General features: G+C 64.3%; 19 protein-coding genes and 1 tRNA gene. 8 read left to right on the top strand and 12 right to left on the bottom strand.

Features of this window, described 5'->3' with window-relative positions:
- From AC2D80_RS00150 to AC2D80_RS00135, 4 genes are all read left to right on the top strand, one after another.
- Positions 1-1473, top strand: a complete 1473-nt coding sequence (locus tag AC2D80_RS00150) for a type I restriction-modification system subunit M (RefSeq protein WP_484630956.1) — start codon at positions 1-3, stop codon at positions 1471-1473.
- Positions 1470-3233: a restriction endonuclease subunit S gene (locus AC2D80_RS00145; RefSeq protein WP_484630955.1), complete on the top strand. Its 1764-nt coding sequence runs from the start codon at positions 1470-1472 to the stop codon at positions 3231-3233. The genes AC2D80_RS00150 and AC2D80_RS00145 overlap by 4 nt, the downstream gene beginning before the upstream one ends.
- 2 nt (positions 3234-3235) lie before the next feature.
- Positions 3236-4039, top strand: a complete 804-nt coding sequence (locus tag AC2D80_RS00140; RefSeq protein WP_484630954.1) for a hypothetical protein — start codon at positions 3236-3238, stop codon at positions 4037-4039.
- A gap of 89 nt (positions 4040-4128) precedes the next feature.
- A complete protein-coding gene (locus tag AC2D80_RS00135; RefSeq protein ID WP_484630953.1) occupies positions 4129-5220 on the top strand; it encodes an LOTUS domain-containing protein in 1092 nt (363 codons plus the stop codon).
- 63 nt (positions 5221-5283) lie between these two features.
- Here AC2D80_RS00135 and AC2D80_RS00130 read toward each other — a convergent pair whose 3' ends face one another.
- The gene (locus AC2D80_RS00130) at positions 5284-5562 is read right to left on the bottom strand and encodes a helix-turn-helix domain-containing protein (RefSeq protein ID WP_484630952.1); all 279 of its coding nucleotides are present in this window, start codon (positions 5560-5562) and stop codon (positions 5284-5286) included.
- 163 nt (positions 5563-5725) lie between these two features.
- Between AC2D80_RS00130 and AC2D80_RS00125 the strand changes: the two genes are divergently transcribed.
- Genes AC2D80_RS00125 through AC2D80_RS00110 form a run of 4 tightly spaced genes read left to right on the top strand, consistent with a single transcriptional unit; the run spans position 5726 to position 8192 of the window.
- Positions 5726-6196: a hypothetical protein gene (locus AC2D80_RS00125; RefSeq protein WP_484630951.1), complete on the top strand. Its 471-nt coding sequence runs from the start codon at positions 5726-5728 to the stop codon at positions 6194-6196.
- Positions 6197-6213: 17 nt separating this feature from the next.
- On the top strand, positions 6214-7350 hold the full coding sequence (locus AC2D80_RS00120; protein ID WP_484630950.1) for an AAA family ATPase: 1137 nt from the start codon (positions 6214-6216) through the stop codon (positions 7348-7350).
- Positions 7351-7365: 15 nt separating this feature from the next.
- Positions 7366-7980, top strand: coding sequence for a hypothetical protein (locus AC2D80_RS00115; RefSeq protein ID WP_484630949.1), 615 nt, complete (start codon positions 7366-7368; stop codon positions 7978-7980).
- Positions 7977-8192 (top strand): antitoxin Xre/MbcA/ParS toxin-binding domain-containing protein, encoded by a 216-nt coding sequence (locus AC2D80_RS00110; protein WP_484630948.1) that lies wholly within the window; start codon positions 7977-7979, stop codon positions 8190-8192. The genes AC2D80_RS00115 and AC2D80_RS00110 overlap by 4 nt, the downstream gene beginning before the upstream one ends.
- A gap of 60 nt (positions 8193-8252) precedes the next feature.
- Here AC2D80_RS00110 and AC2D80_RS00105 read toward each other — a convergent pair whose 3' ends face one another.
- From AC2D80_RS00105 to AC2D80_RS00055, 11 genes are all read right to left on the bottom strand, one after another.
- Positions 8253-9680, bottom strand: a complete 1428-nt coding sequence (locus tag AC2D80_RS00105; RefSeq protein ID WP_484630947.1) for a relaxase/mobilization nuclease domain-containing protein — start codon at positions 9678-9680, stop codon at positions 8253-8255.
- Positions 9681-9684: 4 nt separating this feature from the next.
- Positions 9685-10077 (bottom strand): plasmid mobilization relaxosome protein MobC, encoded by a 393-nt coding sequence (mobC, locus tag AC2D80_RS00100; RefSeq protein WP_484630946.1) that lies wholly within the window; start codon positions 10075-10077, stop codon positions 9685-9687.
- 202 nt (positions 10078-10279) lie between these two features.
- Positions 10280-10687, bottom strand: coding sequence for a hypothetical protein (locus AC2D80_RS00095; protein WP_484630945.1), 408 nt, complete (start codon positions 10685-10687; stop codon positions 10280-10282).
- A gap of 57 nt (positions 10688-10744) precedes the next feature.
- Positions 10745-12133: a tyrosine-type recombinase/integrase gene (locus AC2D80_RS00090; RefSeq protein WP_484630944.1), complete on the bottom strand. Its 1389-nt coding sequence runs from the start codon at positions 12131-12133 to the stop codon at positions 10745-10747.
- A gap of 360 nt (positions 12134-12493) precedes the next feature.
- Positions 12494-13810: a tyrosine-type recombinase/integrase gene (locus AC2D80_RS00085; RefSeq protein ID WP_484630943.1), complete on the bottom strand. Its 1317-nt coding sequence runs from the start codon at positions 13808-13810 to the stop codon at positions 12494-12496.
- Between the two features lie 195 nt (positions 13811-14005).
- Positions 14006-14081: transfer RNA gene (locus AC2D80_RS00080), tRNA-Phe, on the bottom strand.
- Between the two features lie 46 nt (positions 14082-14127).
- On the bottom strand, positions 14128-14862 hold the full coding sequence (locus tag AC2D80_RS00075; RefSeq protein ID WP_484630942.1) for a response regulator: 735 nt from the start codon (positions 14860-14862) through the stop codon (positions 14128-14130).
- A gap of 33 nt (positions 14863-14895) precedes the next feature.
- Positions 14896-17175 carry a sensor histidine kinase gene (locus AC2D80_RS00070; RefSeq protein ID WP_484630941.1) on the bottom strand — a complete coding sequence of 760 codons (2280 nt, stop codon included), beginning with the start codon at positions 17173-17175 and terminating at the stop codon, positions 14896-14898.
- Positions 17176-17177: 2 nt separating this feature from the next.
- Positions 17178-17855: a DUF4390 domain-containing protein gene (locus tag AC2D80_RS00065; RefSeq protein WP_484630940.1), complete on the bottom strand. Its 678-nt coding sequence runs from the start codon at positions 17853-17855 to the stop codon at positions 17178-17180.
- Positions 17839-19161: a 16S rRNA (cytosine(967)-C(5))-methyltransferase RsmB gene (rsmB, locus tag AC2D80_RS00060; RefSeq protein WP_484630939.1), complete on the bottom strand. Its 1323-nt coding sequence runs from the start codon at positions 19159-19161 to the stop codon at positions 17839-17841. Before rsmB ends, AC2D80_RS00065 begins: the two co-directional genes overlap by 17 nt.
- Before the next feature lie 76 nt (positions 19162-19237).
- Positions 19238-20233: a M48 family metalloprotease gene (locus AC2D80_RS00055; RefSeq protein ID WP_484630938.1), complete on the bottom strand. Its 996-nt coding sequence runs from the start codon at positions 20231-20233 to the stop codon at positions 19238-19240.

Raw genomic sequence — 20233 nt, 5'->3', positions numbered from 1 at the left:
ATGTCCAACCTCTCCCCCGTAATCAAATCCATCCAGGACGTCATGCGCCAGGACTCTGGCGTGGACGGTGACGCCCAGCGCATCTCGCAACTGACCTGGCTGCTGTTCCTCAAAGTGTTCGACGCGCTGGAAGAAGAACTCGAACTCACCCGCGACGACTACAAGAGCCCCATGCCCGAGAGCATGCGCTGGCGCAACTGGGCCGCCGACCCCGAAGGCATCACCGGCGATGACCTGCTGGACTTCGTCAACACCGAGTTGTTCGTCACCCTGAAGAACCTGCCGGCCGACCCGGTACGCAACCCGCGCGGCTATGTGGTGCGCGGCGTATTTGAAGACGCCTTCAACTACATGAAGAGCGGGCAGCTGCTGCGGCAGGTGATCAACAAGCTCAACGCCATCGACTTCAACCGTCAGAGCGAGCGCCACCAGTTCAACGACCTCTACGAGAAGATCCTGCGCGACCTGCAAAGCGCGGGCAACGCCGGCGAGTTCTACACCCCGCGGGCGGTCACCCAGTTCATGGTGGACATGGTCAACCCGCAGCTGGGCGAGGTGGTCATGGACCCAGCCACTGGCACAGGCGGCTTCCTGGTCTGCGCCATTGAGCACCTGCGCAAGCAGGTCAAGAACGAAGCCGACGCGGCCCAGCTGCAAGCCAGCATCCGCGGTGTGGAAAAGAAGCAGTTGCCTCACATGCTGTGCATCACCAACCTGATGCTGCACGGCATCGAGGTTCCCAGCCAGATCCGTCACGACAACACCCTGGCCCGCCCGCTGCGCGATTACACCCCGGCCGATCGAGTGGATGTGGTGCTGACTAACCCGCCTTTCGGCGGCATTGAAGAGCCGGGCATCGAACAGGGCTTCCCGGCCGATGTTCGTACCAAGGAAACGGCCGACCTGTTCCTGGTGCTCATCAAGCACATCCTCAAGGCCAACGGTCGCGCAGCCCTGGTGTTGCCCGACGGCACGCTGTTTGGCGAGGGTGTCAAAACCCGTATCAAAGAACAGCTGCTGACCGAGTGCAACCTGCACACCATCGTGCGCCTGCCCAACGGGGTGTTCGCCCCCTACACCGGTATCAAGACCAACCTGCTGTTCTTCACCAAGGGCCAGCCCACGCAGCACATCTGGTACTACGAACACCCCTACCCCGACGGCGTGAAGAGCTACAACAAGACCAAGCCCATCCGCATCGAAGAGTTCGACGCCGAGAAGGCCTGGTGGGGCAGCGAGGCCGACGGCTTTGCCGTACGGGTCGAGAACGAACGCGCCTGGAAGGTCGGCATCGACCAGATCAAGGCCGCCAACTTCAACCTTGACCAGAAGAACCCGCACGCCCCCGAACAAGAAACCCACGACCCGGACGAGCTGCTGCGCCGCTACGCCAGCCTGCAGGCCGAGGCGCAGGCCCTGCGCGACCAACTCAAGGCCATCCTGGCCGAGTCGCTGAGCGGGGCGCGCGCATGAATGCGGTGATGGAAGCCCGCGAACCCAGCGCCAAGTACCTCAGTGCCCTGCATCCGCCACTGGTGCAGCACTTTGAGTTGATGGCCACCGCGCCCGGTGGCGTGGCCAAGCTGCGTGAAGTGATCTTGACGCTGGCGGTGCAGGGCAAGTTGGTGCCGCAGGACGCGAGAGACGAACCTGCGAGCGAGCTGCTGAAGAAGATTCGGGCGGAGAAAGACCGGCTGATTGCCGAAGGAAAGATCAAGCGGGACAAGCCGCCAGTGCCGATTGCTGAGGAGGAAAAGCCGTTTTCCTTGCCTGATAGCTGGGAGTGGGTACGCATACCCGAGGTGACTCACGGTTTAGGCCAAGGTGAACCGTCGTCGTCGTTTAGCTACATCGATGTTGCTTCGATTGACAATCTTGGAGGGCGCGTCGCTGCTCAGGTTCAAGTATTGGAAGCTGCCGACGCTCCATCCCGTGCGAGAAAGAACGTCTCGATGGGTACGGTGATCTATTCGACGATTCGCCCATACCTCAAGAACATTGCTGTCATTGAGCATGACTACTCACCAAGAGCCATCGCCAGCACAGCATTCGCGGTCATGCACCCACATACCGGGGTCTTGCCCAAGTATTTGTTGCATTACCTACGTAGTCGACCGTTTACGGAATACGTGAACAGTAAAGCTGTCGGCGTTGCGTATCCCGCGATCAACGACGCAAATTTCTTCCAGGGCGTTATCGCTTTGCCGCCTGCCGCGGAGCAGACCCGCATCGTCGCCAGTGTCGAAGAACTCATGCGCCTGTGCGACGCCCTTGAAGCCAAGGGCCAGCTCGAAGCCGGGCAACACACCCAGCTCGTGCAAACCCTGCTGGGCGCGCTGACCGCCAGCACCTCCCCCGAGGAACTGGCCGACAACTGGCAACGCGTCGCCACCCACTTCGACCTCCTGCTCGATCGCCCCGAAGCCATCGACGCCCTGGAGCAAACCATCCTGCAGCTCGCCATGCGTGGCTTGCTTACTAAGCAGCTACCCAGTGATGGGAAGGCAGGGACTATCTTGCTCGACCCTCCCGCCCTACCAGAGGGTACAAAACGACGGCGGAAAATCCTCCGCCGAACGCGTGTCACCGGCATTGAAAGCGATCTGCCGGGGGTGCCGCTCACATGGGAGTGGATTTCAATTCAAGACCTTTATGACTTGAACGTCATAGTGGACTATGCCGACGGAAATCACGGCTCCCTCTACCCAAGGAGCGACGAATTTGGTCCAGAAGGGGTTACGTTTGTCTCGGCAAAAGACATCGCAGGCGGTGGCATCAAATGGGATACATGTTCGAAGCTGAATGAGCAACGAGCAGCGCAGCTGAACAAGGGTTGGGCAAAGGGTGGGGATGTGCTCCTTACTCACAACGCTACGGTAGGGCGGGTTGCATTGGTGGAAGGCGATGCTGCCCCATTTCTTCTTGGAACGTCAGTGACGTTCTACCGAACCAATGCTTGTGCCCTTGACGCGAGCTATCTTTTCTTTGCTTTTATGAGTCCTGTTTGGCAAAACCAGCTTGAAAGAGTCATGGAGCAAACGACACGAAACCAAGTGAGCATTCAAAAGCAAGCGGAGCTGCTTGTCCCGCTACCACCACTCGCAGAACAGCTTCGAATAGTCGCTCTTGTCGAATCCTCGCGCCGCCTTTGCGCTGATCTGCGCCGGCGGCTCGCCGCCCGCCAGAACACCCAAGCCCACCTGGCCGAAGCCCTGATCGACGAGGTGGCCTGAGCATGTCGATCGTCGGCGAAGCCACAGGTGTGATCGGTCTACTGGGGAAAGCCTGGAACCTGCTGCGCGACTGCCTGGACCCTGCCCGCGCCCAGGCCAAGCGCCTCATCGAAACCTTCGAGGCCTACGGCATCGCCCGCCAGCAGATCCCCCGCCTCCTGCCCGCTGAACTGAAACTACCTAACGCCGCATTTTCGACCCCCGACAAACTGAAGGACAAGCTCACATATAAGCTGCTGGACTGGGCTGCTGAGCACCTGGCCATCAAGCGATCGTGGCTCGATTTGGTTGATTCACTGCCGCATCTGGTTCACGACCATTACAAGTCCCCGGTTCACTACCGCGAGTGGTTTTCCGGACGGCTCAAGCAGGCACCAGACGTCTCACGCTGGCTTTCTATCTGGAAACCCGTTGGTCAAGAGATACCCAACGGCCAGGGACCGCTTTGTCTGGTCTATGAGGAAACCTCTCAAGGATTGGACGGTGCTGAGCTCACGCGATACTGGCTGCTGTCGGACCACTGGAGCATTCATCACGCACCGTGCCTCGAGAACCTGCTTGCTGTCTTGGCGATTGCGCGGTCATCGGGCATCTGTGTGGTGGGCAGTAACCTCCCCCTCTCTGAGCTTCAACAACTTGAGGCCGGATCAAAACTCCTGCCGGATGTCGCCAAACATCGCAGGGGTGCCTGGCACCCCGAAGATCTGATCGATCCCTTGCCGGGTAACGACCCTGAGTGGCGTCAGGCGCTTTGGTGTGGAGCCCTTAGGTTTCTGGCCAAGGACGGTATGGATACCTCGGTCTAGAAGCCGGAGCGTCTATCGAAAAGGGCCGAGCGAGCTCCTGAGGCCCACTAAGCAGAGCAATCTTCAAGAACGTCGTCAAGGAGGACACGATGCCCATTCAGCACGCGATCTGGCAGGTAGGCACTCAACCGCAGTTGCTGAATGCCGGCAAGTTGCCGAGCGAGCAGTTGCTGGAAGAGATGATCGTGAGTGATCCGCGCATTTTGTCCAGCGAGTGGATGTTGATCGGGCAGCAAGAAGTCACGGCCTTCGGAGGACGTATCGATCTGCTCGCGATCGCACCCGATGGCTCTCTGGTTCTGATTGAACTGAAACGCGACCGCACGCCGCGCGAGATCGTGGCCCAGGCGCTGGACTACGCGTCATGGCTGCAAGGACTGACGGCGGAGAAGCTGGTGCAGATCTACAGCCGGTTCTCCAACGGAGGGAGCCTTGAAAAGGCGTTTCAGGACCGCTTTGGCACGCCGCTCGACGAAGACTCCCTCAATCACACCCACCAGATCATCATTGCTGCGGCAGAGCTTGATCCTTCCACCGAACGGATCGTCGGCTACCTCAACGAGCGCGATATTCCGATCAACGTGATCTTCTTCCAGGTTTTCCAGCACGGTGAGCACCAGCTGCTCAGCCGCACATGGCTCATCGATCCGGGAGAGACCCAGGCCAACGCCGCGGTAGGGAAGAGCCATGTTGGCGAGAAAGAGCCGTGGAACGGCGAGTACTACGTGTCCTTTGGCGACGCCACCAGCCGCAGCTGGGAGGATGCACGCAAGTACGGCTACATCAGCGCAGGTGGGGGAACCTGGTACAGCCAGACGCTAAAGATGTTGTCTCCTGGGGACCGCGTCTGGGTCAACATTCCCAAGAAGGGTTATGTTGGCGTAGGCACCGTCGAGCAGGCCGTTCAACCCGCGAGTGAGTTCACCGTGGCAACAGAAGATGGCGTCCAGTCGGTCATGGACGTGGTGCAGCACGGCGGCAAGTACAAGGCCTTGGCCTCCACACCAGAGCTGAGCGAGTACTTCGTCAAAGTGAAGTGGATTGACACCCGGGAGGCCAACAAAGCCTTCAACGAGGTTGGCCTGTTCGGCAATCAGAACACGGTGTGCCAGCCCACCACGCCCAAGTGGCGCCACACGGTGGAGCGGCTCAAGCAAGTTTTCTCAGCGGTTTCGATCTGAATCCGATCAAGAACTGGCCGGGCCAGTTCCAGCGAAGGGATCTGCAGAGGGGCTAGACCGCCCTCACCTCTGCCTATCAATCTTGTCAGCCCCCTCTGATGAAGCTGGCCCCAGCACTTCCTCATCAGGCACATACACGGCGATATCTCCAACGCCGCACCCAAAAAACCTGCACAGGGCGTCCACGTTGGACAGGGTGGCGTTGTACCCGCGCACGTTGATCATCTTCGACAAGGTGGTCCGGTGGATACCGGTGGCTTGCGCCACTTCATTCAGTTCAACGCGTCGTCCTCTCTGAAACGAGGCATCTGCCAGCAGTTCTGTTAGTCGGAGCCGTATCACTCACATCTCCTGAAGATCAGACTCGCATTCTAAGAAGCACTTGCGTTGCGCGGACGCTACATAGATCGCTAAAAATCTCAAAAACCCAACACAAGCGGTTTTCACTCGCTCTAAGATGCGTTCACGCTACTCACGTTGAGTGGTGAAACATGAAAGGACGCACATGACCACCGCACTGAAACTCAGCCCCCTCGGGGGCTACACCGCCAAAGAGACTGACCTCGCCTGGGCCGCCGGCCTGTTCGACGGCGACGGCTGCATCCTCATCAGCAAGCAACACCAGCCGGAGCGCAAGAACCCGACCTACCGGTTGACGCTGTCGCTGGTGCAAAACGACTACCAGACCATCAGGTACTTCCAGCATCTGCTCGCTCTGAAGTCGTGCCTGGTGACGGTCCCTCGCACGACCGGCCAGAACCGCAACGTGTACGACCTGCGGTACGACGGCGTCCACGCGCTGCGGGCCTTGCAGCTGCTCAAGCCGTACCTGCGCCGCAAGCAGATCGAGGCCGTGGTGGCCGTCGAGGCCTGGATCCACTGCGCCTGGGGCGTGCTGCCCGGCAGCGGCGGCCTGCCCCCGGAGATCTGGAAGAAGCGCGAGCGCTACTACAAAAAGCTGAAGGCCCTGAAGTGATCGGGATGGGAGGAAACATGCTCAACGCGACTGCGCACCCCCACGCAGGATCGACCCCTTCCAGCCAGCGACGCCGGGCCGATCGGGACCTGGCCCAGCAGGTCGCCCTTCTGCGGCTGACCATCGAACAGCACTCGGACGAGCTCGAGCCCCTGCTCTACGGCACGAGCCAATGCAGCACGGATGCGGTAAAAGCGGGCGAGTTCAGGCTTTACGACGACGCGCAGCTCAACAGCTGCCTCGAGACCGCCAATCAAGGTGCGGAGCGCCTGCTGATCGCTGAACTCCGCAAGGCCAAGAGCCTCGGCTCGATGCGTACCCTGGCCAAGGCCCCGTCCGAGGCTGCAATCAAGTCGCTGGAGCGGGACTTCCCCCACTTCGCGCCGGTCCTCGGTCTGGTGCGGGAGCGCGCCGTGCTGGCGTCGCTGGCAGCAGGGCGTGTGTTCTCGCTGCCACCCATCTTGCTCGCGGGCTCCCCCGGTGTGGGTAAAACCGCCTTCAGCGAGGCGGTCGCGGAAGGTCTGGGCGTTCCCACCCGGCGGATGGACATGGCCACGGCAACCGCGAGCTTCGTGCTGGCTGGCTCCCATTCCTCGTGGGCGTCGGCTCGACCCGGCGTAGTCTGGTCGCTGCTGCAGTCGCCGGTGGGTGCCGGCGTCCTGCTGCTCGACGAACTGGACAAGGCCGCCGCCGGCAACTACCCGCCCACCGGCCCGCTGTACCGGCTGCTGGAGTCCTCGTCGGCGAAAGCCTTCACGGACGAATACACCGAGCTGCCGGTGGATGCCTCGCACCTCATGTGGATGGCGACCTGCAACGACGTCGATGCGATCGAGCCCGCCCTGCTCTCGCGCTTCGTCGTGTTCGAAATCCCCAGGCCCACGGCGGAGCAGATGATCCCGATCGCCCAGAGCGTCTATCGCAAGTGCCGCCGGGAATCGTCCTGGGGAGCGATGTTTCCGCCCGAGCTCTCGGCCGATGTCGCCCAGGCGCTCACGGTCAGCGCGCCTAGAGATCTGATTCGGTTGATCGAATCGGCTGTGGCCAGAGCCGTACAGAGTCGTCGTCTGGAGCTCATCCCGGCGGACATCCGGCAGGCGCGGGAGGTCCAGCACCAGCACCGCCCTACCCAAGCCAAGATGGGCTTCATCTGATTAGAAGGATCAGGAATGAACAACGACCGAGCAATCGACCCACAACAACCACCCTGCGCGTGGACCCAGATCGCCATGCAGACCAAGGCGGCCTACGAGCGGAACACCGGGCGGCAGTTTGACGCCTGGCTCATCGGCGAAGTGGCGCTGGATCCATCAGGGATCAACGGCGACGGGGATCGAGTGGCATGGGGGTACGCACGGAAAGCCCTGCAGCGCATGCGTCACACCTGTCAGGTGTGCGGCAAACCCGGCCGCGTCCGGTCGGGTACGGGAGGGCAGTTCGTGACACGCTGCGCTGGCTGCGAGGCAACCCAGGCGTTCAACGACCAGCTGACGCAGGTGTTCTGCGAGTACGAAGACGAGCACGGATCGCTGAAGCCCGTCTGGCATGAACACGAGCTCCCGGACCTGATCCGCGCAACGCTCCCCTCCCACCTCTGGCGCCAAACCGAACTGCCCGGTCGGGGATCGCTCAGGTACATCGCAGGAAGCGACCTGACGGATGTCATGCCGTGGCTGTTCAAGCTCTCTGCTCTCCTGAAGCAGCACACACACGCCCGAAGCGCCTCCGCGACTCGGGGCCTGTGGCGTGAGGAGGAATCGTCCAACGAAACGGCGAGGAGATGATGAGCGAAAAAGTCCCCAGCACGATCGACCGGAGAACGCTGTTCGAATGGTCGCAGTCGATCTTTCAGAACGACGACGACCATCATGCGTGGTGGGGACGAATCCACCCCATGCTGCATGGCCAAACACCCTGGGAAGCTGCAAGTACCCGCCAAGGAGCGACTGCCGTGAGGAACATCCTGGTGGCCCTTAGTTACGGCGGAGTGGCTTAACCGAAGGGGTTTTGCTGCCCCCTAGACCGTGCAGAAGCGCTTCTGGCCCCCTCCAGAAAGTCATCTGAACGCTCTTCCCGGTGCTCTCATGCGACCGGAACGCTCTTCTGGCTCCTGAGAAAACTGATCGTCCGCGACAGACTCCGGCTCAGGAATGTCCAGGCTTTTTCCTAGGATTGCGAACTGTTGAACTTGGTTTGCGACTGCTCGACCTGCTTGCAGAACTGCTCGACTCGCTCGTACAAGTCCTTCACTTGCACGGGCAGTTGCTCGAAGGAAGAACGCAAGCTCAGAAGCTGCTCGAGCAGTGGCATCAAAGACCGCAGTGAGGCTTGGAGATGCGCCGAAGATGCCTCGAGCGTCTGAACTCTTTGCTCCAGTTGCCCCTGGTGCTGCATCACCGCCTGCAGCGTTCTCTGTTCTATCTCCGTCATTCAAGACCTCTTTAATGGTGGACAGTGGTATCTCGCTCTCACCGAAGCGTGGCGGCAACGCACGATCAGGCTCTAGTGGCGCGGGGGCTGGGTATCGTCTGCGGTTGTAGGAAGCGATGCGAAACCGCGCTTCTTCTAGATCTTTCCGGGCTTGCTCGGCGGCGACGTTATCGACGGGGCCACCACGGCCATCGGCCTTGGCCTTGGCCTTGGCCTTGGAAAAAATTTTTTCCCGAACGGCGTCAGCATCAAAGTCCTTACCAAACAAGGCACCCTTGAAGCGAGTGTGCTTGTGTTGGCCTTTCAAGGTCACGGAGATGTAGTCATCTGCGACCCTGTGCACCGTGCCCATCTCTTCCAGCACGCGAATCACGTCATCTCTGGAATTGATCTCGTGCTCCAAGAGCATCTGCTCCAAAACCTCTGTCGCAAACCGCCTCGGATCTGGTTCGACAGACAGTGCATCACCCAAGTCGCAGTCCTGAATGGAGAGCTCTTCAGCCTCCCTGAAGACGTGCCTGTTGTTCCGAGCAGCAGCTGCGCTTGCTACCGCGAATCGTCCAGGCAGCATTGGACGTGCGCGCTGCGGGTCACCGGGCCGCGCCCATCCTTTGGAGTAATTCCAAAAATCGCACAGCGGATCAAAGGTCCTGGCCCATTTCGGCGGAGCAATATTCATCGAACGACCCGAGCTGAGTTCGACCCTCGCCACAAAAACATGGACGTGCCTGTGGCCGTTTTCATCGCTGTGCAAGATGGCAGACCAACAGTACTGCTGAGGTTCGAGACCGGCAAATGCGGTTCGCTCGAAGTCATCCAGCACGAGACTGATCTCGTCATCGGTGGGGTTGTCCTCGGGGGCCCAGTTGATAACGCCCGATGTGTAGCGGTGCATAAAAGGCAGCGATGCCGCCAAGTTCCCCACCAACCTCGGGTCACCGCGCAAGACCTCTACGCCAGCACGCGCCCTACCCGCATGGTCTTGCGAACTCAGCAGATAGTTCACCGCTCGCTGAGGATCACCTGTACCGTGATTGAGAAACTTGATGAGCACAGCATTACTCGGACGGAGAGGGCTTGCGGTTCAGGGCTCGCACTTCATGCTCGATGACGTGCAAGCGCCCCAGCACCTGAAGCACCTCGATTGGGGTGGCGTTGAGAGCACCCTGATGTACCGCCCGCGCTACCTGGTTCAGATTGCTTCCGATGGCCGCAAGGTGGCGGAGGAAAACGGGATCACCAGAACTTGCAAGACTGGGCGCCGCGCGGAGACGTTTACGGGGTGTAGGGTTGCCCAGCGGCTTGACTTTGTCGTCGGCAATCCGCGAACGGACGATGTCGCTGAGCGAAACACCGCGCTCGTTGGCCTCTGCTTTCATCGCAAACAGCACCGAGCGCGGCAGCCGAATCGGCACGAGATCGAGCGGATCGTCTTTGCGGCGGGCAGGCATGGCTATCTCTGTGGATGGGGGGTTCGAAGGGGGACGCTTGCGCACCCCTCGCCAGCCCCGTATGCGCCGAAGGCGTATACGGGTAGGCTGGCTTGACGGGCGCGAACCTCAGTCGCTCTCGATCCAATCCTTCTCGTCACCGACATTAGCTGGCGCGACCGAAGTACGACTCGAGGACGAACCGGGCGTCGACACCGCGATTTCACGAACTCGAAGTGGCCGGGATATCGATCACGAAATCAGGCGTTTCCGTATCAGTTTTCGACTTCGTTTTCGTGAGGGTCTTCAGCAGGCTCTTGCAGGCGGCGCGCAACAACTCGGCCGACTCTTCCTTCAAGTCCTTCGCCCGGTTGATGTTCGCGAACTCGTTCAGTTCTCCCGCAACGGCACTGACCCTGGCCACGAGGATCTCCTCGAGATCTTTCTCCAAATATCTACGCAACTCCGCCAGTTCACGCGGACTGATTTCGGCAACGATCTCAGCTGGGATCGAATCGGGATGAGTGCCAACCGGGATCACCCCCACCTTCACGCCGGGACTCTTCGTGCTCGCAGACTTGCCGCGAACGCTGTACAGCTTGATCAGCTGATTTTTCTTATGGAAGTTCATATTCGACTCCTGAATCAATGAGACTGAACAAAAATTCCTCGCGACAAGACGTTCGCCTCAACGCGGGGATCCGTTAAGAGGCCAAGACATCGAACCGGGGATGCCGAACGAGGCAGTTGTGGGCAATGTGGGCTCGAAGTGGCTCTGAACAGCGGTGGCCCATGCCGTTTCTGAATCACGCAGAGAGCGCATCTTCTCGAGGCGAGAGGCCAGCTCGGGCGAAGGTTGCTTCTGCCCTCCCAGGTGATCGATGTAGTCGGCCCACATCTGCATCATCTGGGCGCGCGCCGGGGCAAACTCAGTGCGGTCATATGCCCTGCCATTCGGCCCCTTCACGGTGTGATCGATCTGCAGTTCTGCAAGCTCACGCCGGTATCCCAGCTGTTCGACCAACATGGTCCTTGCGGTCGCACGAAATCCATGGCCACTCTGCTCTTTCTTGGTCGAGATACCCACGCTTCTCAACGCTTTGTTCAACGTGTTCGCGTCGATGACGAGGTTGCCTGCCTGCCCAGGAAACAGGTAGCCGGTGGAGCCTGTGAGGACCTGCAGACTTTCGAGGATCTCAATCGCCTGCGAACTCAAGGGCACCAAAAAGGGTTGTCCGTTGAGCTTCTTTGCAAGCACCGTCTTCATCCGACTCGAAGGCACCAGCCAGCACCGCTTTTCAAAGTCGATCTCTGCCCACTTCGCGTAACGCAGCGCCTTGGAACGCAAGAAAGTCAGGATCGTGAGATAGATCAGAGCCATCACGGGAAACGTGCTTCCACACATGGAGATTCGCTGCAGAACCGATGACAGATCCGTCGGCGTGGTCACTGCCGGTCGATGGACTCGCGGCGCCCTGGGTACCAAGCTTTTTTTCCTGATTTCTGCGCAAGGGTTTCTGGCCAAAACACCACTGGCCACGGCATAGGAAAAGATGTGGTCCAGGTGGCTGAACACCCGCTTGGCCGTCTCGATCGTCCCCTGCGCTACCAAGCCCTTGACCAAATTCGTAATCTTCACGGCGGTGATGGCAGCGAGCCGCTCTCCGCCAAACTCGGGGTAAACGTGACACTCGAGTCGCACCTCTACGGATTGGCGGTACTCGTCACTCCATCCTTTGGACATGGTCGACGACCACTCCCTGGCGACATCCTCAACGGTGACGCCGGACGCGTCGTAGATTTGCCCGGACGATTTGCGCAAGGCCACAGGATCGATACCTTGCCGCACCAGTAGGCGAACTTGGTCTGCGAGTTCTCTGGCTTCAGCCAGCCCGATCTCAGGATAGGGCCCCAGCGAGATAGCACTGCGTCTCTCACCAAGTTGGTAGTGAACACGCCAGCGCTTTGAACCAGGCACCTCTTGGTGAATCCGAAGGCCACCCCCATCACTGAGCGACTTTTTCGTTGCGGGCATCACGTCGATGGTTCGGCTGCTGAGCTTGCGTCGAAAGGCCATATGAGTACGAGCGTTGTGGTTGACTTGCTGCGGGCTACTGCCCTGTTTGCATGTCGTTAGTAAGCCACGACTTGCGCGATCGCGTGGCCGAATTGGGGGCTAAAACGCAAGTTGGTTTTGACCCCTCAAAACTGCACATGAATTTGCAAAACGGCGCGTCCGCGAGGGACGAAACCTGCGGTCTTGCGACACAAACAGCTAGATTTGCTTAGGAAGCTGCGCGGCGCGCTGAAGATGCTGCGCATGGCGAGGAACGCACCTGCAAAGTCGATGAGATCCGTGCGTATTCATCGGCCCCAGCGACGCAAGTCCGAGGTGATCACGGCAGCGGCTGAGCCGTGATCACCCAGGTGGACTTGCTCAAGAAGTCGAGCGTTGTGTGACCGGTCGGAACTCAGGCAGCACCGGATTTCGGTAGCGCGACCGCCCCGACTTCAGCTCATCGAGGTAGTCGGCCCAAGCCTTCATCATTTCGATGCGCTTGAGCACGAACTCCGTGCGGTTGTAGGCTCGTCCGTTCGTGTCCTTGACCGCGTGGTCGAGCTGCATCTCCACCACGGCCTCGGGGAACTCAAGGACCTCCACGATCAGGGTGCGTGCGGTCGCTCTGAAGCCGTGGGCCGTGACCGTCTCGGCGTCATAGCCCAGACTCCTGAGCGCTGCGTTGAGCGTGTTGTCGGAGAGGAACCTGCCCTTGCGTCCTTCGCACGGGAACACCCGCCCGGTGTGTCCCGTCTGCTTGAACAGTTCCTCAAGGATGGCCACAGCCTGAGGCGCCAAGGGCACGAGGTGCGGCTGCCCGTTCTCCTTTTCGTACTTGGTGCGTTTGAGCCGCGACGAGGGCACATAGAAGAGCCCGTTGTCCAGGTCGAACTCCTCCCACAGAGCCTGGCGCAGTTCGCCCGGACGCAACATCAGCAGGGGCGCCAGGCGCAGGGCACTCCTGACCACGAAGGAGCCCGGGTAGGTATCGATGGCACGCAGCAGCGCTCCAAGCGGCTCGGGCCGGGTGATGGCTGCGTGGTGCTTCACGGGCGGGAGCTTGAGCGCATCCCGGATGTCTGCGCAGGGATCCCTCAAATCGGCACCCTCAGCGATCGCGAAGCGAAAGACCCGGGCGCAGTGCTCACGCAGCCGGTGAGCCGTCTCCAGGGTGTCGTTGCGCTCGACAGCTCGGCAGGCCTCCAGGATGGTCTGCGGGGTGATCGCTGCCATGGGCAGGTGACCGAACCGGGGGAAGGCGTGGAGCTCAAGGCGGCGGATCACCTTGGAGCTGTAGGACTCCATCCACTGCCCCCGCTTGACCTCAAACCACCGCCGAGCGACCTCCTCAAAGCTGCCCAGGGCGGGCAGCCCCTCCTTGGCCCTGCGGGCGTTTTCCTGCTGCAGCTCGCTCTGCTGCTTGGCCTGCTTTCGCTCCTGCATGGGGTCCACCCCCTGGGCAAGCAGCGACCACGCCTTCTTGGCCTGTTGGCGGGCTTCGGTGAGGCCCACCTTGGGATAGGTGCCCAGGCTCAGCGTATGCCTGGCCCCTTGGTGGGTGTAATCGAGCCGCCATGCATGGGACTGCCCCCAGGCGAAGGGAACCAGGTAGAGCCCGCCGCCATCGCTGAGCCGCCCTGCCCCGGGCTTGAGCGCCTGGATGACTCGCTCGCCCTTGATTTTCTCCAATGCCATCTTCTGCCTCGCGCATCACTGGGTTGATGGGCGCTGCGAAGGTTTTGCGAAGGTTTGGCCACCTTATGCAGAATCTTCTGCAGCGGCGCGTGGTTTGGGGCGGATTTGGCTGGACTTCGCTGGAATGAAAAAAGCCCTAAGTCATTGATGACAAAGGGCTTTTTGGAATCCAGCGAACCTCGCTGGACACATGTCTGGTGGCCTGGGGCGGAATCGAACCACCGACACGCGGATTTTCAATCCGCTGCTCTACCAACTGAGCTACCGGGCCTTGGAAAGACCGCGAGTATAGCAGCTTCCGAGCGACCTTCAGCGGGTCACAGGGCGCTGCGCTTGCTGCGGGCGAGGTCCACGCCGAGCTGTTTGAGTTTGCGGTAGAGGTGCGTACGTTCGAGGCCGGTCTTTTCGGCCACCCGGGTCATCGACCCGGCTTCCTTGGCGAGGTGGTATTCGAAGTAGGCTTTTTCGAACTCGTCGCGCGCTTCGCGCAGCGGGCTGTCGAGATTGAAGAGGCGCTGCGCTTGCGGGCCCAGATCGACGGCGGGTGCCGTGGAGACGACGGCAGCGCCCGCCATCATGGCCTGCTCCACGGTGAATTCGCCATGGACGCCAGCGGCGGCCCGCAGGGTCATCGCGACATCGATCGCACCGCCCAGCGGGGCAGCGCCGCCCGCGGGGGGCTTGGGCGGAGTCTTGTTCAGGCCCTGGTCGACCGCCTTGAGCAGCTTCTGCAGGGTGATGGGCTTTTCGAGAAACGCGCTGGCGCCGATGCGCGTGGCTTCCACCGCGGTGTCGATGGTGGCGTGGCCGCTCATCATGATCACCGGCATGGTCAGCAAGCCGTGGCTGGCCCATTCCTTGAGCAGGGTCACGCCGTCGGTGTCGGGCATCCAGATGTCAAGCAGCACCAGATCGGGCCGCAACTGGGCGCGCACGGCGCGGGCCTGGGCCGCGTTTTCGGCCAGCTCGACGGTGTGGCCTTCGTCATTGAGGATCTCCGAGAGCAGATCCCGGATGCCCAACTCGTCGTCCACCACCAGAATCGTTGCCATGTCGTGCCGTGTGTGCGTGCCGCGTGGGCGTTGTCAAATTGCAACTGCGAATGATAGCGAGACTTGCGCACCGATCACCTGGCCGTCGGCCATGCGGTTGGCGAGGTCGACGCGGCCGCCGTGTTCATCCATGATTTTCTTGACCACGGCGAGCCCCAGGCCGGTGCCCTTGGCCTTGGTGGTGACGTAGGGCTCGAAGGCCCGCTTGAGGATGTGCTCGGCAAAGCCGGGGCCCTGGTCGAGCACGGTCAGGCGGACCCACTGGCCGCTGTCGGAGCGGCGCGTGCGCAGCACCACCGCAGCATCCGGCCGCCCGCTCATCGCGTCCTGCGCGTTCTGCACGAGGTTGTGGACGAGCTGGCGCACCTGCTGCGGATCGGCCTGGGCCGGCGGCAGGTCGTCGGCCAGTTCGAGCCGCACCGGCACCGCGGCGTGATCGTAGAGCGCCAGGATGTCGCGCAGCAGCGCGTTCAGGTCCACGGCCTGCAGCTGCGCGGCGGGCAGCCGCGCGTAATCCCGGAATTCGTTGACCAGCCGCTTCATCGCATCGACCTGGTCGACGATCGTGCGGACCGACTTGTCGAGCAGCGCCTGTTCGGGTGGCGCCACTTTGCCGTCGAGCTTCATGGCGAGGCGCTCGGCCGAGAGCTGGATCGGGGTGAGCGGGTTCTTGATTTCGTGGGCCAGGCGGCGCGCGACTTCGCCCCAGGCCTTGGCGCGCTGGGCCGACACCATCTCGGAGACGTCGTCGAACACCAGCAGGCGCTCGTCGTGGGGCAACAGCGCACCGCGGGCGATGAGCGTGATGCCTTCGCTGAAGGGCGTGCTGTTGTCGGGGCTGAGTTCGACGCTTTGCTGCCAGTGGCCGCCCTCCCCTTCGTGCGGCGTGCCGTCCGCGAGGAAGCGCTCGAACTGCTGCGCCACCGCCGCGCCAAACGTCTCCAGGCCAGGCACGTCGGACAGCGGCGCGCCGAGGTGGGCGTGCAGGTCGGTGTGGAGGATGCGGGCGGCGCCCGGGTTCACGCTGACCAGGCGCCCCTGCGGGTCAAGCACGACGACGCCGGCGGTGAGGTTGTCGAGGATGGTCTGCAGGTTGTCGCGCGCGGCGTCCACCTGGGCCATGCTGCGCTGCACCGCGGCGCGCGCATCGGCCAGGTCCTGGGTCATGTGGGCAAACGTGCGGGTCAGGCCGGCCAGCTCGTCGCGCGAGGGCAGCGAGGGCTTGGGCCGCAAGTCACCGGCCGCCACCTCACGCATGCCCTCGGCCAGCACCAGCAACGGCCGGATCAGCTGGTTGCCCAGCAACACCGCCAGCAGCACGGCGCCGAACACCGCGAGGAACAGGGCCAGGGTGAGCGTGCCGATGTACATGCGCCGCAAGCCTTCGCGCGCCAGCGCCCGCTCCTGGTACTCGCGGTTGGCCACCTGCACGGCCAGCGCATCCACCACCAGTGCCGACGGCAGCTGCACCACCACCTGCAGGTAGCGCGGCTCGGCCCCGAAGCCGAAGGCGGGCGGGCTGACCAGCGCGATCACCTTGATGCGCGCCTGGCTGGCCGCGACCATCGCGTCGATCTCGCTGTCGGCGCCCTCGTCCAAGCCCTCGATGCGCGCGATCACCCGCGTCTCACGCACGCTGCGCAGCACCGCGGCCGACGGCCGCTCCGGGCTCAGCTCGAAGCGCGATTGCCCGGCGCTGCCCAGAGGCTGGCCGTTGCTGCCCCACAGGATGAGGTCGCTCGCGCCGAGCTGCTCGCGCACGCGCTCCAGCGCAAAGGCGGCGCTGGCGGCGGGCTGGCGGGCCAGCGCATCGGCGGCCAGGCGGGTCTTGCTCACGAGGTCGGCCGACAGGGTGTCCAGCGTGGTGCGGCCCAGGTTCAGGCCGGCGGCCAGCGCCGACTCGACGCGCACGTCGAACCAGCTCTCGATCGAGCGCGAGACGAACTGGTACGACACCGTGTAGATCAGCAGCCCGGGCAGCACGCCGACCAGCCCAATGATGCCGGCGAGCTTGACGAGCAGGCGGCTGCCGAACTTGCCGCGGCGCAAACGCTGCACCAGCCGCACCGCCAGCCACACGATGATGCCCAGCAGCACGGCCGCCACCGCCACGTTCACCCCCACCAGCCAGCCGAAGTTCTGCTCGTACAGCGTGCGGTTGCGCGTGGCCACCGTGAGCAGGAACAGCAACACCAGGCCCAGGCCCGTCATGAACACCAGGCCGACGCCAATGGCCCAACGCGCCGAGGCGCTGCGGCGGCGCGGGGCCGATGCCGCGGGTCCGGCGGCGCCAGAGGCCGTGGGAGCGTCCACCGTCAGCGCGCCTCCAGCGCAGGCTCGGGCTCGATGGCCTCGGGCACGGGCAGCCGCTGCGACAGCTCCACGGTCCAGTCGGGCTGGTTGGCCAGGCCGATCTGGAAGGGCCGCGGCAGGAGGCTGAGATCCAGCCGGAAATCGAGCTCGACGCGGTGGGTCGCGCCGGGCTCCAGCGCGGCGGCGTCGGCGATCTTCCAGCGCACCACGCGGCCCACGCCCGCCAGGGCATCGGCCAGCGAATCGTGGGTCTGGTGCAAGGCGTATTGGAGGCCGGCGGCGCTGCCGGGGGCGGCGGCGGCGTCGCTGGACAGGCTCACGCGCCAGCGGCGGGTGAGCGGCTGGTAGGCCACGCGCACCACCCGGGCGGCGCGGGCGACGCGCTTGTCGGTCCAATACCAGCGGTCGCGCACCACGTCGGCGCGCCACAGGAAATACAGCGGGACGCCCTTGAGCAACGCGTCTTCGACCACGGCCGAGGGCGCCAGCGCGACGCGACCGGAGAGAAACAGGCCTTCGGCGGTGCGCTGCAGCGAGGCCGCCGCCGGGGTGGCGGCCGGGGCCGGCTGGGCCAGCGCGGCACCGAGCCCCCCGCCACTGAGCGACGCCGCGAGGGCGACGCCGAGCAGGCGCCGTCGGGCCGGGTCGGGTGACCGCCGGGCCTCAAGGCGCCTTGTCAAAGCGGGCGTAGAAGAATCCGTCGTAGCCACCCGGCGGATTGTCGTTGACTTGGTCGGCAGCGGCCCCCGAACCCGGCCGCAAATGCCCCAAACAGGGGCGCTCGCGGGCGTCGGTGTGGCGCTCAAGAAACGCCGCGGCCTGGTCCGCGCCCTCGGCCCGGAACACCGAGCAGGTGGCGTAGAGCAGGCGCCCGCCGGGCCGCAGCAACGGCCACAAGGCGTCCAGCAGCGCGCGCTGGGTGGTCACCAGCGCCGCCACGTCGGCCTCGCGGCGCAGCCACGGCACGTCGGGGTGGCGGCGCACGATGCCCGAGGCCGTGCAGGGGGCGTCCAGCAGGATGGCGTCAAACGGGCGGCCGTCCCACCAGGTGTCGGGCCGGGCGGCGTCGGCGCAGCGCACGGTGCCGGGCAGACCGAGGCGGGCGAAGGTCTCCGCCACGCGCCGGCAGCGGGCGTCGTCGATGTCCAGCGAGAGCAGGTCGATGTCGGCGCGCTCCAGCAGGTGGGCGGACTTGCCGCCGGGCGCGGCACAGGCGTCGAGCACGCGGTCGCCGGGCCCCCAGTCGCGCCCCGCCAGCAGCAGGGACGCGGCGTGCTGGGCGGCCGCGTCCTGCACCGACACCTCGCCGGCCGCAAACCCGGGCAGGCGCTCCACGGGCAGCGGGCGGTCGAGCACCACGCCGTCCTCGCCCCACGCGCGGCTGTCCACGCCCTCGGCCGCGCGCAGCCGCGCCTGCCAGTCGGCACGCGCCGCGCGGCGGCGGTTCACGCGCAGCGTCATCGGCGCCGGCACGCGGCTGGCCGCCAGCATCTCGGCCCAGCCGTCCGGGTGATCGGCGCGCACGCGGTCGATCCACCAGCGCGGGTGACCGTGCTGCGCCACCGGGTCATCGGCCAGCGACGCCCGCAGCGCATTGCCCTCGCGCAGCAGGCGGCGCAGGCAGGCGTTGAGAAAGCCGGCCGCCCCGGCGGTGGCCCGGCGCGCGCGGGCGGCGGCCACGGTCTGGTCGACCACGGTGTGGGCCGCGTAACGCGGGCCGTCATCCGCCGCCAGCAGCGACACCGCCACCTCCAGCAAGGCCTGCACCGCAGGGGCCGGCGCGCGCGGCGCCAGGCGGGCGACGAGGGCGCGGCTCAGGCCGTGGTGCCGCAGGGCGTGGAAGGCCAGCGCCTGGGCGGCCGGGCGGTCGGCGGGCGCGAGGGACGCCAGCGCGTCGGTGAGTGAGCGGCCTTGCAGGACGGCGTGCAGACAGCTGGCGGCGTTCGGGAGCTGGGCCGACAGCGGCGGGGTTGAGGTGGTGGTCACAGGGATCGGTTCGCAGGGAGGCGCCGTGAAGGCGAGGGTCGGCGCGGGGGTCGGAGGCGCGGTGGCGCGGTCGTGCTCAGGGCGTGGGCGCCAGGGGCAGTGGCCCCAGCGTGCGCCCGTAGATGCGGCGGATGCGTTCGGTCAGCGGCGGGTGGGGATCGAACCAGCGCGCCGCGCGGCCGGCTTCGGTGCCGACCAGCAGCAGGTGTTGCACCGGCGAGGCGATGGCCGGCTCTGGGGCCACGCCTTGCTGGCGCTGCGCCAGCACCTTGCGCAGCACGCCGCCCAGGCCGTCGCGGCTGCGGGTCCACTGCACCGCGCGGGCGTCGGCGAGGTACTCGCGCTGGCGCGACACCGCCGCCTGCAGCGCGTGGCCGGCCACCCAGCCCGGGTAACCCGCGGCCAGCAGGGCGAGGCCGATCGCGGCGCTCAGACCGCGCCGGCCGTGCTCGTCGGCCTGCAGCAGGTCCTGGCCGAGACGAAAGATCAGTTCCAGGCCAAACACCATGCCCGCCAGACGCAGCGCCAGTCGCGTGTCGCCCTCGCCGAGGTGGCTCAGTTCGTGGGCCACCACCGCCTGCAGCTCCTCGCGGGTGAGGTGGTCGAGCGCGCCCTGGCTCACCGCGACCACGGCGTCGCTGGGGTCCCAGCCGGTGGCGAAGGCGTTGATGCCGCCGTGCCGCGCCAGCACCATGGGCACCGGCCGCGGCAGCGTGGCGGCGATCGCCATCTCATCCACGATGTTGGCGAAACGCTGTTCGGCCGCCTCGCCCGACGGGCGCAGCGCCCGCGCGCCCATCGCCTCGGCCAGGCGCACCGCGCCGCCGTCGCGCAGGCGCCCGGTCTCCAGCCACCACCCACCCAGCACATACAGCAGCACCACGCCGGTGTTGACCGCCAGAAAGTGCGGCGGCAGCGCACCGCCGGCCAGCGCCAGGCCGCCCAGCATCCACCACACCAGCGCGAGCGCGCCGTTGACCGCCACCACCAGCAGCGCGACGGTCAGCGCAAAGGCCATGAGCAGTCGCGCGGTGCGGGCGCGCGCCGCGCGCTGGGCCTCGAAGAAGCGCAT

Source organism: Hydrogenophaga sp. T66, assembly GCF_057219855.1.
Note: the sequence above shows the minus strand (reverse complement) of the source record. Positions and strands in the feature narration are given on the sequence as shown.

Coding starts and splice junctions, on each gene's coding strand:
- AC2D80_RS00085 (WP_484630943.1), bottom strand. CDS start 13,810: ATGGCATTGGAGAAAATCAAGGGCGAGCGAGTCATCCAGGCGCTCAAG.
- AC2D80_RS00110 (WP_484630948.1), top strand. CDS start 7,977: ATGATGAGCGAAAAAGTCCCCAGCACGATCGACCGGAGAACGCTGTTC.
- AC2D80_RS00115 (WP_484630949.1), top strand. CDS start 7,366: ATGAACAACGACCGAGCAATCGACCCACAACAACCACCCTGCGCGTGG.
- mobC (WP_484630946.1), bottom strand. CDS start 10,077: ATGCCTGCCCGCCGCAAAGACGATCCGCTCGATCTCGTGCCGATTCGG.
- AC2D80_RS00095 (WP_484630945.1), bottom strand. CDS start 10,687: ATGAACTTCCATAAGAAAAATCAGCTGATCAAGCTGTACAGCGTTCGC.
- AC2D80_RS00135 (WP_484630953.1), top strand. CDS start 4,129: ATGCCCATTCAGCACGCGATCTGGCAGGTAGGCACTCAACCGCAGTTG.
- AC2D80_RS00075 (WP_484630942.1), bottom strand. CDS start 14,862: ATGGCAACGATTCTGGTGGTGGACGACGAGTTGGGCATCCGGGATCTG.
- AC2D80_RS00145 (WP_484630955.1), top strand. CDS start 1,470: ATGAATGCGGTGATGGAAGCCCGCGAACCCAGCGCCAAGTACCTCAGT.
- AC2D80_RS00140 (WP_484630954.1), top strand. CDS start 3,236: ATGTCGATCGTCGGCGAAGCCACAGGTGTGATCGGTCTACTGGGGAAA.
- AC2D80_RS00125 (WP_484630951.1), top strand. CDS start 5,726: ATGACCACCGCACTGAAACTCAGCCCCCTCGGGGGCTACACCGCCAAA.
- AC2D80_RS00055 (WP_484630938.1), bottom strand. CDS start 20,233: ATGCGCTTCTTCGAGGCCCAGCGCGCGGCGCGCGCCCGCACCGCGCGA.
- AC2D80_RS00120 (WP_484630950.1), top strand. CDS start 6,214: ATGCTCAACGCGACTGCGCACCCCCACGCAGGATCGACCCCTTCCAGC.
- AC2D80_RS00150 (WP_484630956.1), top strand. CDS start 1: ATGTCCAACCTCTCCCCCGTAATCAAATCCATCCAGGACGTCATGCGC.
- AC2D80_RS00090 (WP_484630944.1), bottom strand. CDS start 12,133: ATGGCCTTTCGACGCAAGCTCAGCAGCCGAACCATCGACGTGATGCCC.